This window comes from Mesorhizobium sp. RIZ17 (assembly GCF_051127865.1).
GTDB classification, from domain to species: Bacteria; Pseudomonadota; Alphaproteobacteria; order Rhizobiales; family Rhizobiaceae; genus Mesorhizobium; species Mesorhizobium humile.
In genome coordinates, this window is the sequence record NZ_CP147861.1 from 2,469,222 (window position 1) to 2,482,398 (window position 13,177).

11 protein-coding genes are annotated in these 13,177 nt (G+C 64.7%); 5 read left to right on the forward strand and 6 right to left on the reverse strand.

Translation table 11 applies throughout. From position 1 onward, the window contains the following. Nucleotides 1-40: 40 nt before the first annotated feature. Nucleotides 41-511 carry a nucleoside deaminase gene (locus tag WDX12_RS12105; protein WP_434725021.1) on the forward strand — a complete coding sequence of 157 codons (471 nt, stop codon included), beginning with the start codon at nt 41-43 and terminating at the stop codon, nt 509-511. A 14-nt stretch (nt 512-525) separates the two neighbouring features. Here WDX12_RS12105 and cueR read toward each other — a convergent pair whose 3' ends face one another. Beyond that, entirely contained in the window at nt 526-915 is a 390-nt protein-coding gene (gene cueR, locus WDX12_RS12110; RefSeq protein ID WP_320294472.1) for a Cu(I)-responsive transcriptional regulator, read from the reverse strand. 224 nt (nt 916-1,139) lie between these two features. Between cueR and WDX12_RS12115 the strand changes: the two genes are divergently transcribed. Continuing rightward, on the forward strand, nt 1,140-1,757 hold the full coding sequence (locus WDX12_RS12115) for a L,D-transpeptidase (protein WP_320294333.1): 618 nt from the start codon (nt 1,140-1,142) through the stop codon (nt 1,755-1,757). A 146-nt stretch (nt 1,758-1,903) separates the two neighbouring features. On the opposite strand, the gene WDX12_RS12120 is transcribed toward WDX12_RS12115, so the two are convergent. The 5 genes from WDX12_RS12120 to WDX12_RS12140 all read right to left on the reverse strand — a co-directional run bounded on the left by WDX12_RS12120 (nt 1,904) and on the right by WDX12_RS12140 (nt 9,085). After that, nucleotides 1,904-2,473, reverse strand: a complete 570-nt coding sequence (locus tag WDX12_RS12120; RefSeq protein WP_434725022.1) for a NifU family protein — start codon at nt 2,471-2,473, stop codon at nt 1,904-1,906. Nucleotides 2,474-2,655: 182 nt separating this feature from the next. Continuing rightward, nucleotides 2,656-3,147: a universal stress protein gene (locus tag WDX12_RS12125; protein ID WP_320294335.1), complete on the reverse strand. Its 492-nt coding sequence runs from the start codon at nt 3,145-3,147 to the stop codon at nt 2,656-2,658. 84 nt (nt 3,148-3,231) lie between these two features. Further along, nucleotides 3,232-4,299 (reverse strand): tryptophan--tRNA ligase, encoded by a 1,068-nt coding sequence (gene trpS / locus WDX12_RS12130; RefSeq protein ID WP_434725023.1) that lies wholly within the window; start codon nt 4,297-4,299, stop codon nt 3,232-3,234. Nucleotides 4,300-4,641: 342 nt separating this feature from the next. Then, a complete protein-coding gene (gene murJ, locus WDX12_RS12135) occupies nt 4,642-6,243 on the reverse strand; it encodes a murein biosynthesis integral membrane protein MurJ (RefSeq protein WP_434725024.1) in 1,602 nt (533 codons plus the stop codon). A gap of 40 nt (nt 6,244-6,283) precedes the next feature. Further along, nucleotides 6,284-9,085 (reverse strand): [protein-PII] uridylyltransferase, encoded by a 2,802-nt coding sequence (locus tag WDX12_RS12140; protein WP_434725025.1) that lies wholly within the window; start codon nt 9,083-9,085, stop codon nt 6,284-6,286. A 186-nt stretch (nt 9,086-9,271) separates the two neighbouring features. Here WDX12_RS12140 and WDX12_RS12145 point away from each other — a divergent pair, with 186 nt between their 5' ends. The 3 genes from WDX12_RS12145 to WDX12_RS12155 all read left to right on the forward strand — a co-directional run bounded on the left by WDX12_RS12145 (nt 9,272) and on the right by WDX12_RS12155 (nt 13,143). Further along, on the forward strand, nt 9,272-11,776 hold the full coding sequence (locus WDX12_RS12145; RefSeq protein ID WP_434725026.1) for a heavy metal translocating P-type ATPase: 2,505 nt from the start codon (nt 9,272-9,274) through the stop codon (nt 11,774-11,776). 41 nt (nt 11,777-11,817) lie between these two features. Continuing rightward, nucleotides 11,818-12,207 (forward strand): CopM family metallochaperone, encoded by a 390-nt coding sequence (copM, locus tag WDX12_RS12150; protein ID WP_320294340.1) that lies wholly within the window; start codon nt 11,818-11,820, stop codon nt 12,205-12,207. A gap of 90 nt (nt 12,208-12,297) precedes the next feature. Continuing rightward, a complete protein-coding gene (locus tag WDX12_RS12155; protein WP_434725027.1) occupies nt 12,298-13,143 on the forward strand; it encodes an aldo/keto reductase in 846 nt (281 codons plus the stop codon). Nucleotides 13,144-13,177: the final 34 nt, after the last annotated feature.

A 13,177-nucleotide genomic window follows, 5' to 3' on the forward strand; every position in this document is an offset into this window, starting at 1 on the left:
ATCCCCTGGCAGCAATCTCGCCCTGAGAGGAATTTTTCCGATGACCCGAGATCAGATGCTCGCCCACCTCCGGTCCGCCGACGCCGTCGCGCGCGAGGCGGCGGCGCATGGGCATCATCCCTTCGGCTGCGTGCTGGTCGGGCCCGACGATCGGGTTCTGATGCGGCAGGGCAATCTCGACACGGTGCGCCATGCCGAGACCGAGCTCGCCCGCCGCGCCGCGGCGGCCTATGAGCCGGAGTTCCTGTGGCAATGCACGCTGGTCTCGACCGGCGAGCCCTGCGCGATGTGCGCCGGCACGATGTATTGGGCCAATATCGGGCGGCTGGTCTACGGCTATGAGGAGACCGATCTCCTGGCGCTCACCGGGGATCACGAGGAAAATCCGACGATGAACCTCGCCTCGCGCACCGTCTTCGCCTCCGGCCAGAAGACGATCGAGGTCTTCGGTCCGTTCCCCGAAATCGCGGATGAGCTGCTCGCCCCGCATCGCGATTTCTGGAAGCGCTGATCGGCCATCCTTACTCAGGCTGCGCCTGCCATGTCATCCAGGATCGGACAGTCCGGCCGATGGTCGCCGTGGCAGGCGTGGATCAGCTTCTGCAGCGTCGAGCGCATCGACTGCAATTCGCGCACCTTTTCCTCGATCGCCCTGACATGGGCGGCGGCGATCTCGCGCACGTCGTGGCTGGCGCGGTCGCGGTCTTGATAGAGCGCCATCAGTTGCCTGCAATCGTCGATTGAGAAGCCGAGGTTGCGTGCGCGGCGCAGGAAGGCAAGCCGGTGGATATCCTCGCCGGAGTAATCGCGATAGCCGTTCTCGGCCCGCGCCGGGCGGATCAATCCGATCTCTTCATAGTAGCGGATGGTCTTGGCCGGCAGGCCGGAACGCTCGGCGGCATCACCGACATTCATGGCGCTCTCCTCGAATTCCAGGCGGCTCTCGAGCCGCGTCATTGATTTTGCTTCACAATCCTGTGAGGCCTGTTGCGGAAATGCCGCAGTCGGGCACTTACCGGCACGTAAGGTCTTGCATATAGGCAGTGCGCGCTTGGCAAGCAAAAGAAATGCCAGCATGAATGATGGCAAGAAAGCGGCCGACTCGTGCCGCTCGTTAAGACAGGGCGTCGGACCTATTCATGCGCTTGAAGTCATTTGCAATCCTCGCCGCCCTTGCGCTGTCGACCGCGATCAGCGGGTGCAGCACCATCGGTGGGCAATTGTTCACCAACAACTATGGCGCGATGACCGATGCCGGCTATCAGCTGCCGCGCATCCCGATCGAGAAGGTCCCCGCCAGATACCACCGCCAGGAAGTGCGGTATGACTCTCCCGAGAAGCCAGGCACCATCATCGTCGATACCCAGAACAAGTTCCTCTACTTCATCGAGGGCGACGGCATGGCGATGCGCTACGGCATCGGCGTCGGCCGCGAGGGTTTTGAATGGCACGGCACCGCCCATATCGCGCTGAAGCGCGAATGGCCGACCTGGACGCCGCCTTCGCAGATGATCAAGCGTCAGCCCGAGCTCGCCAAGTTCGCGGGCGGCATGGAGCCGGGCCTGAAGAACCCGCTCGGCGCGCGCGCCATGTATCTGTTCAACAAGGGCGGCGACATGGGCTACCGCCTGCATGGCAGCCCGGAATGGTTCTCGATCGGCAAGGCGATGTCGTCGGGCTGCATCCGGCTGATGAATCAGGACATTATCGACCTCTACGACCGCACGTCGGTCGGCGCCAAAGTCATCGTGATGTGATCACGAAAAAGTTTCGCAAGCGGACCGTCTAGGCAACAACAAGACGTCCAAAAACAGAAAACCGGGCTGTTGGGGCCCGGTTTTTTGTTTTTGGCGATAGGGGAGAGTTCGCCGCGCCGCGCCAGGCGGTCAGCGAAGTAGAATTCTCAGGCGACTTGCTCGACCTGCTGCACTTCGGGAACAAAGTGGCGAAGCAGATTCTGGATGCCGTGCTTCAGCGTCGCCGTCGATGACGGGCAGCCGGCGCAGGCGCCTTTCATGTGCAGGAACACGGTGCCGTTCTCGAAGCCGCGGAAGGTGATGTCACCGCCGTCCTGGGCGACGGCCGGGCGCACGCGCGTGTCGAGCAGCTCCTTGATGGTCAGCACCAGCTCTTCGTCGGCCTTGTCGTAGAACTCGCCGCTCTCGCCGGCTTCGGTGGCCGGGGCGGTCAAGGCCATCACCGGCGCGCCGGACATGAAGTGCTCCATGATGGCGCCGAGGATCGCCGGCTTCAGGTGCTGCCAGTCCGGGCCGTCCTTGGTCACGGTGATGAAGTCATAGCCGAAGAAAACGCCGGTGACGCCGGGGATCTCGAACAGACGGCCGGCCAGCGGCGAGGCCTCCGCCGCGGCTTCGGCGTTGCGGAAATCGGCTGTGCCCTCGCGCAGCACTTCCTTGCCCGGCAGGAATTTCAGCGTCGCCGGGTTCGGCGTCGATTCGGTCTGGATGAACATGGGTATCTCCAGGCCCTTCCCGGGCCGATAGTTTGGAATAGTTCTAAATAGGCTCTATCGGCTGGACATTCAAGCGAAACGCGTCGCCCGAACGGCTGGCTGGCGGAATGTTTTACTGCGTCCGCTACAACTTTGAAGTGGTCGCAGTGATCAGGCCGGCGCAGGCCTGGGGTCGAGGCGGCTTAAGCCAAGCTGTCGATTTCCTCGTCGGACAGATTCTGCGGCACCACCGTGACCGGAATTGGGAAGGCCGCACCCCGGCCGGCAACCGCGCTGACCAGGGGGCCTGGGCCTTCCTTGCCGGCGCCGGCCGCCAGCACCAGGATGGCGATGTCCTGGTCTTCCTCGATCAGCTTGTGGATCTCTTCGGGCGGCTTGCCTTCGCGCACCACCAGCTCCGGCTCGATCCCGACGCTCTGACGCACCTTGTTGGCGTAGCCGTCTAGTGCTCCGCGCGCCGTCGCGTTTGCTTCCTCGCGCATGATCTTTTCCACGCCCAGCCAGTGCTGGAAGTCGTCCGGCTCGATGACGTAGAGCAGCACCAGCACGCCGCTGGTGTGTTGCGCCCGCTTCGAGGCATAGGCGACCGCACGCTCGCATTCGGGCGTGTCGTCGATGATCGCCAGGAATTTGCGGCGATGGCCGACTTCGCGGCTGAGGCGTTTAGAGACCATGTCTATCTGCTCGGTATGGTTTCGGTCGCAATCTGCCACTGCCGCGAACCGGCGGCAAGCCGCCGGTCCGATGAGGTCGCCGGATCAGTCCTGCAGCAGGCCGATAATGTTGCGCACCGTCTTCATCGTGCCCTCGGCGATCGCGCGGGCGCGGTCGCCGCCATCCTTGAGCACGGCGTCGACATAGGCGCGGTCGCCCTCGATGCGGCGCATCTCGGAAGCGATCGGCGCCAGCTTCTCCACGGCAAGATCGGCAAGCGCCGGCTTGAACACGGAAAACTGCTGGCCGCCATATTCCTTCAGCACGTCTTCCTTCGAGATCTCCGCGAGGCCGGCATAGATGCCGACGAGGTTTTCCGCTTCGGGCCGGCTTGCCAGCCCGTCAAGCTCGCTCGGCAGGGCTTCCGGATCGGTCTTGGCCTTGCGGATCTTCTTCGAGATGGTGTCGGCATCGTCGGTCAGGTTGATGCGCGAGAGATCGGACGGATCCGACTTCGACATCTTCTTCGAGCCGTCGCGCAGGCTCATGATGCGCGCCGCCGGGCCGCCGATGACCGGTTCGGTGATCGGGAAATAGCCGTTCACCGTCTCTTCGCCGACCTGCATTTCGACGCCGACGCCGAGTGCGGCGATCTTCTCGGAGAAGTCGTTGTTGAATTTCTGGGCGATGTCGCGGGTCAGCTCCAGATGCTGCTTCTGGTCCTCGCCCACCGGCACGTGGGTCGCGCGGTAGAGCAGGATGTCGGCCGCCATCAGGCTCGGATAGGCGAGCAGGCCGAGCGAGGCGTTCTCGCGGTCCTTGCCGGCTTTGTCCTTGAACTGCGTCATCCGGTACATCCAGCCGATGCGCGCCACGCAATTGAAGATCCAGGCAAGTTCGGCGTGCTGCATGACGCGCGACTGGTTGAAGACGATGTGCTTCTTCGGGTCGATGCCGGAGGCCAGGAACGCCGCGGTGATCGAGCGGGTCTGGTCGCCGAGGTCCTGGTGAACGAGCTGCGCCGTCAGCGAATGCAGGTCGACGACGCAGTAGATGCAGTCGGACTGTTCCTGCAGGGCGACGAATTTCTTGATGGCGCCGAGATAGTTGCCGAGATGCAGATTGCCGGTAGGCTGGACGCCCGAAAAGACGAGTGGCTTGAAGGCGGACATTGTTTCCTCATGGCTTGTGGAGGGCCGTTTCGCGCGAGGCGAAAGTCTTTCGACGGCGCGCTTATGGACCAACGCCGTGGGCTGATCAAGAGCGGGCGGCACTGACATCGAAATGTGTGATATGGTGAGATGTGTCCCGTGATCCAGATGGAGAACGAATGCCTGTCGCGGTCGATGAACGGAAAGCCCCGAAGCGCAGGCCGGTCCACGAGGGGCCGCTGGAGACGGCGGCGCGGCTTCGGGCCGAATTCGGAGTCAAGCTGAGTGTGCAAGCACGTGAACCGTTGCCACGCTCGGCCTATGACGAATTGTCTGGCGAAGACGGGTGCCTATCGACGGCAGTCACGGATCTGGAGACTGTCCCGTAATAGGCGGTGCCTTCGACCCGCGCTTCACGTTCCTGCGGATCATGCCGAAATCGGCGCCGCCGGTGCCGAACGCGGCGATGAAGTAGAGCGCAGCGCCCCCGGCGACCAGCGCAAGCACGGTCGTCGCCTTCACGACCAGCGGCGAGCCAGGCCCGATCTGCGTGGCAAAGTGGCGCTCGGCAAAATAAAGCGCCACGGCCATGATCACCGCCGACAACACCAGCCTCGGGATGCGCTTCAACAGCGGGACGTCCCGGCCCCAATGGCCGCGCCGGATCAGCATGGCGAGCAGCATCAGCGCATTGACCCAGCCGGCGACGGCCGAGGCCACCGCGATGCCCGGCGCGCCCATCGACGGGAACAAGGTGAGCGCGGTGGCGACGTTCACGCCGACCGAGATGGCCGCGAAGATCATCGGCGTGCGCGTGTCCTCGCGCGCGAAATAGCCCGGCGTGAATGCCTTGATCAGCACGAAGGCCGGCAGGCCGAGGCCGAAGATCGCCAGGATCGAGGCGACGATCGGCGTCGAGTGGTTGGCGGCGAAGGCGCCGCGCTCATAGACCAGCCGCACGATCGGTTCCGACATCACCCAGAGCGCCGCCGCCGCCGGCAGCGTCATGAACAAGGTGAACTCGACCGAGCGGTTCTGCAGATTGGCGGCCTCGATCAGATTGCCCGATTTCAGCGCCCGCGACAGTTCCGGCAGCAGCACGATGGCGACGGCCACGCCGACGACGCCGAGCGGCAATTGGTAGATGCGGTCGGCATAGGCCAGCGACGACACGGCGCTGTTCTGCGCAGAGGCGATCGCCGTGCCGATCAGCTGGTTGATCTGGGTGATGCCGCCGGTGATCGCCGCCGGCAGCGCCAGGATCAGGAGCCGCTTGACGTTGGGCGTCATCTTCGGCCGGCGGAAACCGATCGAGATGCCTGCATTGCGTACAGCGATCCAGACGATGGCGAGCTGCACGATACCTGCCGCCAGCACGCCCCAGGAGAGCCCGAAACCGACATCATGCGCGTCGAGCCCATGATACCAGGCATAGGCCAGCACGCCGATCAGGATGATGTTGAGGAAGGCGGGCGCGATCGCCGCCGCGAAATAGCGGCGCAGCGAGTTCAGCATGCCGGCCATCATGGCGCCGAGCGACATGCAGATCAGATATGGGAACATGATCGTCGCAAGCCGAACGGTCGTCTCGAACTTGCCCGGAATGTCGGCAAAGCCCGGCGCCACCAGGTAGCGCACGATCAGCGGCATCGCGAGCTCCATCGCGATGGTCAGCGCCAGTAGCGCCGAGAACAGCACGCCGAACACTTCCTCCGAGAAGCGCTTGGCGCCCTCATTGCCATGCTGCTCGATCTCCTTGGCGAACAGCGGCACGAAAGCGGCGTTGAAGGCGCCCTCGGCGAACAATCGGCGGAAGGTGTTGGGAAACTGGAAGGCCGCGTTGAAGGCATCGGCGACCGGCCCGGTGCCCAGTGCTGCCGCCATCAGCATCTCACGTCCGAACCCCAGCGCGCGGCTCATCAGCGTGCCGGAGGCGACGGTGGCGAATTTCTTGACGAGGCTCATGCTGGAGACGACTGCCAGGGAAATTGCGTCAAATGGATGGTCACTCGGCCGCCGCCTTGGCCTTGCCGTTGCGTTCGGTCGAATTGCCTTCGAGCGTATCGATCAGCCGCTTGTGGATGGCGGCGGTGCGCGTCGGGCTGTCGATCTTCTGACCGGTGAGGTCGGTGACGTAGAACGTATCGATGACCTTCTCGCCGAAGGTCGTGATATGCGCCGAGGCGATGTCGAGCGAAAGGTCGGACAGCGTCCCGGTGATCTCGGAGAGCAGGCCTGGCCGGTCCAGCCCCTCGACCTCGATCACCGAGAAGCGGTTGGACAGCGTGTTGCGGATCTCGGCGCGCGGCGGGATGCGGAAAGCCTTGGCGCCGCGCTTCGGCTTGGTGCGCTTCTCGATCATCTCGGGCAGCCAGCTCTTGCCCGAAAGCACGTCCTCGATCAGCCGGCCGACGCGCTCGGCGCGGCGGCGCTCGTCCTCGTCGCGGTCGAATTCCCGCGAGATCAGGATGGAGTCGAGCGCGCGTCCGTCCGAGGTGGTGAAGATCTGCGCGTCGACGATGTTGCCGCCGGCCGCGGCGCAGGCGCCTGCAATGATCGAAAGCAGGCGCGGATGGTCCGGCGCCAGCACGGTGATCTCGGTCACCGCTTCGAATTCATGCGTCTTGACCATGGTGGCTAGCTTCTTGCCCGCCGCATCCGCCTCGCGGACGAATTCGGCGTGCCGCAGCTGGTCGTTGAGGTCGACGGCCAAGAGATAATTCTCGTAGTGCTGCGCGACATAGCGCTTGCGCTCCTTGGCCGGCCAGGCCGACAGCGCCTCGGCCAGCCGTTCGCGCGCGGCGGAAGTGCGCTCGGCGCGCGACACTTCGGAGAAACCGCCGGTCAAGAGCAGCTCGGTCTCGAAATAAAGTGTGCGCAACAACTGCCCCTTCCAGCCGTTCCACACACCCGGCCCGACGCCCCGGATATCGCAGACGGTGAGGATCAACAGCAGCTTCAGCCGCTCGACCGATTGCACGATCGAGGCGAAATCCTCGATGGTCTTGCGGTCGTTGAGGTCGCGCGTCTGCGCCGTCATCGACATCACGAGATGGTTCTCGACCAGCCAGGCGACGGTCTCGGTGTCGGCGGCCGACAGCCCCATATGCGGGCAGATGCGCCGCGCGATCCGGGCCCCGGCTTCCGAATGGTCTTCCGGCCGGCCCTTGGCGATGTCGTGCAACAGCACGGCGACATAGAGCGCCTCGCGGCTTTTCTTCAGCCCCGGCATCAACGAGTGCGACAGCGGATGCACCTTGGCGCCGTCGCCGCGCTCGATTTCGGCGAGCACGCCGATGCAGCGGATCAGATGCTCGTCCACCGTATAGTGGTGGTACATCGAGAACTGCATCATGGCGACGATCTTGCCGAAGTCGGGGATCAGCCTGCCGAGCAGCCCCGCCTCGTTCATGCGCCTGAGATTGAGCTCGGCGTTGCGGTCAGACGTCAATATGTCGAGGAACAGGCGGTTGGCTTCTTCGTCGCGCCGGAGCGACTTGTTGACGAGGCCGAGCGAGCGTGTGAGTAGCTTGAGTGCGTCGGGGTGGAACTCCAGCCCGTGCTTGTCGGCGAACCAGAAGAGTCTCAGCAGGTTGACCGGATCGCGCTCGAACACGCCGTCGTCGGCGATGTTGATGCGGTGGTTGTCGACGATGAAGTCCGACGTTCCCGCAAGCTTGCGCTTGCGCCGCGAAAAAGTGAGGAAGATGCGGTTGAAGCCCGGTACGTGCTTGGCCTGCTCTTCCTCGAGCGCCGCGCAGAAGATGCGGGTGAGGTCGCCGACATCCTTGGCGACGAGGAAATAGTGCTTCATGAAGCGCTCGACGGCCGACAGGCCGGGATGCGTCGTATAGCCCAGGCGCTCGGCGATCTCGCGCTGGATGTCGAAATGCAGCCGCTCTTCCGCCTTGCCGGTGAGGAAGTGCATGTGGCAGCGCACCGCCCACAGGAAATCCTCGGCCTTCTGGAACTCGCGGTATTCGGCGTCGGTGAAGACGCCCTTCTCGACCAGTTCCTCGCCGGTGCGCACGCGATAGAAATATTTGCCGATCCAGAACAGCGTCTGCAGGTCGCGCAGCCCGCCCTTGCCGTCCTTGACGTTGGGCTCGACCAGATAGCGGCTTTCGCCGGCCTTGGCATGGCGCTCGTCCCGCTCGGCAAGTTTGGCCTGCACATATTCCGGTCCGGTCGTGCGAACCACTTCATGGTCGAAGCGGGTGAGCAGCTCGTCATAGAGCTTGTGTTCGCCCCACAGGAAACGCGCTTCCAGGATCGAGGTGCGGATGGTGATGTCGCTGCGCGAGAGCCTCAGGCACTCGTCGATATTGCGGGTGGCATGGCCGACCTTCAGCCCCATGTCCCACAGCATGTAGAGCATGTATTCGACGATCTGCTCGCCCCACGGCGTCTGCTTGTAGGGCAGCAGGAAAAGCAGGTCGATGTCGGAGCCCGGCGCCAGCGTGCCGCGGCCGTAGCCGCCGACGGCCACGACAGCCATGCGCTCGGCCACCGACCGGTTCTTGACGCGGTAGACATGGGTGGCGGCGAAGTCATAAAGCGCCCGGATCAGCTCATCCATCAGATGCGAGAGCCGCTCGGCGCAGGCATTGCCGCCGCCATCCTGCTTGAGCATGGCCTCGGCGATCTTTCGACCTTCCGCCATCCGGCCTTTGAGCAACTGGAGGACGGCGGTACGGACGGCCGGGCCCGAGCCGTCGCCGGCGCTTGCCGCCGTCAACGCGGTCAAGTCGCGGCGCAAGGCGTCGCCATCGATGATTTCGTCGAGTTTCAGGGAGATCTTTGCCATTCGGCGGCGTCTATAGCCTGTTTTCGCGGCTCTGTGTATGGGGCGGGCCGCCGCGTTTCCAGCGGCGCGCGACGGACGCCATGCGGGGCCGGATGGCGAAAACCGGAAAAATCCAGACCGCCCCTTGACCTTCCAGTTACTGGAAGCACTACCTCGGCCTCAAGTTCGAAATTCAGAGGCTTGGCCATGACCCATTCAGACCATCACCACCATCATGCGCATGGCGGGGGCTGCTGCTCCGCGAAGGATGCCGCGCCCGCCGCCGAAGCGGTGATTCGCGATCCTGTCTGCGGCATGACGGTCGATCCCGCGGCCGGCAAACCGACGGCCGAGCATGGCGGCCGGACGTTTCATTTCTGCAGCGATCGCTGCCACACGAAATTCCAGGCCGAGCCGGAAGCGTATCTTTCCGCCACCGACCCCGTCTGCGGCATGAGCGTCGACCGTGCGAGCGCGAAGCACTTCGTTCGCCACGAAGGTCAGGGCTTCTACTTCTGCTCCGCCGGCTGCAAGGGCAAGTTCGAGGCCGAGCCGGCAAAGTATCTAGCCGGCCGGCCCGAGCCGCAGCCGATGCCGAAGGGCACGCAATACACCTGCCCGATGCATCCCGAGATCGTCCGCGACAAGCCCGGTTCCTGCCCGATTTGCGGCATGGCGCTGGAACCGATGGGCGTGCCGACAGGCGAGGAAGGCCCGAATCCCGAGCTCGTCGATTTCACGCGCCGCTTCTGGGTCAGCGCGGCGCTCTCCGTGCCGCTCCTGGTCATCGCAATGGCGCCGATGCTGGGCTTCAGCTTCGAAAACCTCATCGACGGCCGCACCAAGACCTGGGTGGAGCTGGCGCTGGCCAGCCCGGTGGTGTTGTGGGCGGCGTTTCCGTTCTTCCATCGCGGCTGGGAATCGATCCTCAACCGCAGCCCCAACATGTGGACGCTGATCTCGCTGGGTGTGGGTGCTGCCTATCTCTTCAGCCTCGTCGCGACATTGTTCCCGGGTGTCTTCCCGCACCAATTCCGCGGTCATGACGGCGCCGTGCCGGTCTATTTCGAGGCTGCCGCCGTCATCGTGACGCTGGTCTTCCTCGGCCAGGTGCTGGAACTCAGAGCCCGCGAGCGGACCGGCTCGGCCATTCGCGCGCTGCTCGACCTTGCGCCGAAGACGGCGCGGCTGATCGGCGCCGACGGCTCCGAGAACGACGTGCCGCTCGACAGCGTCAAGACCGGAGACAAGTTGCGCATCCGCCCCGGCGACGCCGTGCCGGTCGACGGCACCGTGCTGGAGGGACGCTCGGCGATCGACGAATCCATGATCACCGGCGAACCGCTGCCGGTCGAAAAGACCGAAGGCGACGCGCTCACCGGTGGCACGCTGAACAAGAACGGCTCGCTGGTCATGCGAGCCGAGAAGGTCGGCGCCGAGACCACGCTGTCGCGCATCGTCGAGATGGTCGCCAAGGCGCAGCGCTCGCGCGCGCCGATCCAGGGGCTGGCCGACCGCGTGTCCTTCTATTTCGTTCCGGCCGTCGTGCTGGTGGCGATCATCGCCTTCATCGCCTGGGCGGTGTTGGGCCCGCAGCCCAGCCTGATCTTCGCCATCGTCTCGGCTGTGTCGGTGCTGATCATCGCCTGTCCCTGCGCGCTCGGTCTGGCGACGCCGATGTCGATCATGACGGCGACCGGACGCGGCGCGCATGCCGGCGTGCTGATCAAGGAAGCGGCGGCGCTGGAGCGTTTTGCCTCCGTCGACACGTTGATCGTCGACAAGACCGGCACGCTGACCGAGGGTAAGCCGCGGCTTACCGATGTCGTCGCGGCCGGCGGCATCGATGAGAACGAGCTGCTCGGCCTCGCCGCCGCGCTCGAAAAGGGTTCCGAGCATCCGCTGGCCGAGGCGATCGTCGAGGGCGCCGCCGCGCGCGGCCTGAAGCTGGCCGACGCGGTCGATTTCGAAGCCGTCACCGGCAAGGGCGTCTCGGGCACCGTTTCAGGCAGGAAGGTCGCGCTCGGCAATGCGGCGATGATGGTGGACCTCGGCGTCGGGACGTCGGGGGCCGATACCGAGGCGCTGCAGGCCGAAGGCAAGACGGCCATGTTCGTGGCCGTCGACGGCGGACTCGCCGGCATCGTCGCCGTGGCCGATCCCGTCAAGGCAACGACGGCCGAGGCGATCAAGGCCCTGCACGACAAGGGCCTGCGCATCATCATGGCCACTGGCGACAACGAGCGCACGGCAAAGGCGATCGCCGGCAAGCTCGGCATCGACGAGGTCCGCGCCGGATTGCTGCCGGACGAGAAGGGCGCGCTGGTCGAGGAACTGCGTGCCAAGGGCGCCGCCGTCGCCATGGCCGGCGACGGCGTCAACGACGCGCCTGCGCTGGCCGGCGCCGATGTCGGCATCGCCATGGGCACCGGCGCCGATGTCGCGGTCGAAAGCGCCGGCATCACGCTGGTCAAGGGCGACCTCAACGGCATCGTGAGGGCGCGTACATTGGCCCAGGCGACGATACGCAACATCCGCCAGAACCTGTTCTTCGCCTTCCTCTACAACGTGCTCGGCGTGCCGGTCGCGGCCGGCGTGCTCTACCCGCTGACCGGCACGCTGCTGTCGCCGATGCTGGCGGCGGCGGCGATGAGCCTGTCGTCGGTGTCAGTCATCACCAACGCCTTGCGGTTGAGAACATTGAAACTCTGAGCAAAGCCCCCAGATACGCTATCCAACAGAAGGAGACCTGAATGACCTTGGCCAAGAAAATCGTGCTGCTTTTGATGGCGGCTGGAATGCTGCTTGCCGTCTTCCTCGAAAGCGTGCCGGCTTCGTCGGAAGAGATGAAGCATGACATGTCCAAGATGGCGATGGGCGCCCAGAGCCCGGCCACCGTCGGCTACGAGGCGGCGATGAAGAAGATGCACAAGGACATGATGATCAAATACACCGGCAATGCCGATGTCGACTTTGTCCGCGGCATGATCCCGCATCACCAGGGTGCCATCGACATGGCCAAGGTCGTGATCGCCAACGGCAAGGATCCGGAAATCCGCAAGCTCGCCGAAGGCGTCGTCACGGCACAGGAAGCCGAGATCAAGGAAATGAAAGACTGGCTCGCCAAGCATCCGGCGAAATAGCCGCTGCGGGAAATCCGGACAGCCGCGCGGCTTCGGTCTGGATTCCCGACTTTGGCTTGTGCTGCGATCCAGCTTCACGTGGAGGAAGCGATGCCCTCGTCGATCAGAACCCTGAAGCTGCCGTCCGGCGAAACCGTTCCGGTTCTCGGCCAAGGCACTTGGAAGATGGGCGAGGACCGGCGGCGGCGCGCCGACGAGGTCGCGGCGCTGAAGCTCGGGCTCGATCTCGGCATCACGCTCATCGACACGGCTGAAATGTATGCCAGCGGCGGCGCCGAGGAAGTGGTGGGGGACGCCATCGCCGGGCGCCGCGACGAGACCTTCCTAGTCTCCAAGGTGCTGCCCTCCAACGCCTCGCGCGCTGGCGTGAAGCGCGCCTGCGAGAGCAGCCTGAAGCGGCTCGCCACCGACCGCATCGATCTCTATCTGCTGCATTGGCCCGGCAGCGTGCCGCTGTCGGAAACGGTGGAGGCGTTCGAGGCGCTGAAGGCCGAAGGCAAGATACGCCACTGGGGCGTCAGCAATTTCGACACCGACGAGATGGAGGACCTGGTCGGCCTGCGAAACGGCGGCAATGTCCAGACCAATCAGGTGCTCTACAATCTGTCGCGGCGTGGTCCCGACTTCGATCTGGCCCCGTGGTGCGCGGAGCGCGGCATCCCGCTGATGGCCTATTCGCCGGTCGAGCAGGGCGCGCTGGCGCGCAACGCCAGGCTGGAAGTCGTCGCTGCCCGGCACAACGCCACCGCCGCGCAGATCGCGCTTGCCTGGGTGATGGCGCAGGATGGCGTCATCGCCATTCCGAAGGCCGGTCGCCAGGAGCATGTTCGCCAGAACGCCGCCGCGCTCGACATCGAGCTGACAGCGCAGGATTTCGCCGATCTCGACCGCGCCTTCCCGCCGCCGACGCGCAAGCGCGGGCTGGAGATGATCTAGAGCAATTCCAGGAAAAGTGTGAGAGCGGTTTTCC

Coding starts and splice junctions, on each gene's coding strand:
- trpS (WP_434725023.1), bottom strand. CDS start 4,299: ATGTCCGCCTTCAAGCCACTCGTCTTTTCGGGCGTCCAGCCTACCGGC.
- WDX12_RS12145 (WP_434725026.1), top strand. CDS start 9,272: ATGACCCATTCAGACCATCACCACCATCATGCGCATGGCGGGGGCTGC.
- WDX12_RS12115 (WP_320294333.1), top strand. CDS start 1,140: ATGCGCTTGAAGTCATTTGCAATCCTCGCCGCCCTTGCGCTGTCGACC.
- copM (WP_320294340.1), top strand. CDS start 11,818: ATGACCTTGGCCAAGAAAATCGTGCTGCTTTTGATGGCGGCTGGAATG.
- WDX12_RS12140 (WP_434725025.1), bottom strand. CDS start 9,085: ATGGCAAAGATCTCCCTGAAACTCGACGAAATCATCGATGGCGACGCC.
- WDX12_RS12125 (WP_320294335.1), bottom strand. CDS start 3,147: ATGGTCTCTAAACGCCTCAGCCGCGAAGTCGGCCATCGCCGCAAATTC.
- WDX12_RS12105 (WP_434725021.1), top strand. CDS start 41: ATGACCCGAGATCAGATGCTCGCCCACCTCCGGTCCGCCGACGCCGTC.
- WDX12_RS12155 (WP_434725027.1), top strand. CDS start 12,298: ATGCCCTCGTCGATCAGAACCCTGAAGCTGCCGTCCGGCGAAACCGTT.
- WDX12_RS12120 (WP_434725022.1), bottom strand. CDS start 2,473: ATGTTCATCCAGACCGAATCGACGCCGAACCCGGCGACGCTGAAATTC.
- murJ (WP_434725024.1), bottom strand. CDS start 6,243: ATGAGCCTCGTCAAGAAATTCGCCACCGTCGCCTCCGGCACGCTGATG.
- cueR (WP_320294472.1), bottom strand. CDS start 915: ATGAATGTCGGTGATGCCGCCGAGCGTTCCGGCCTGCCGGCCAAGACC.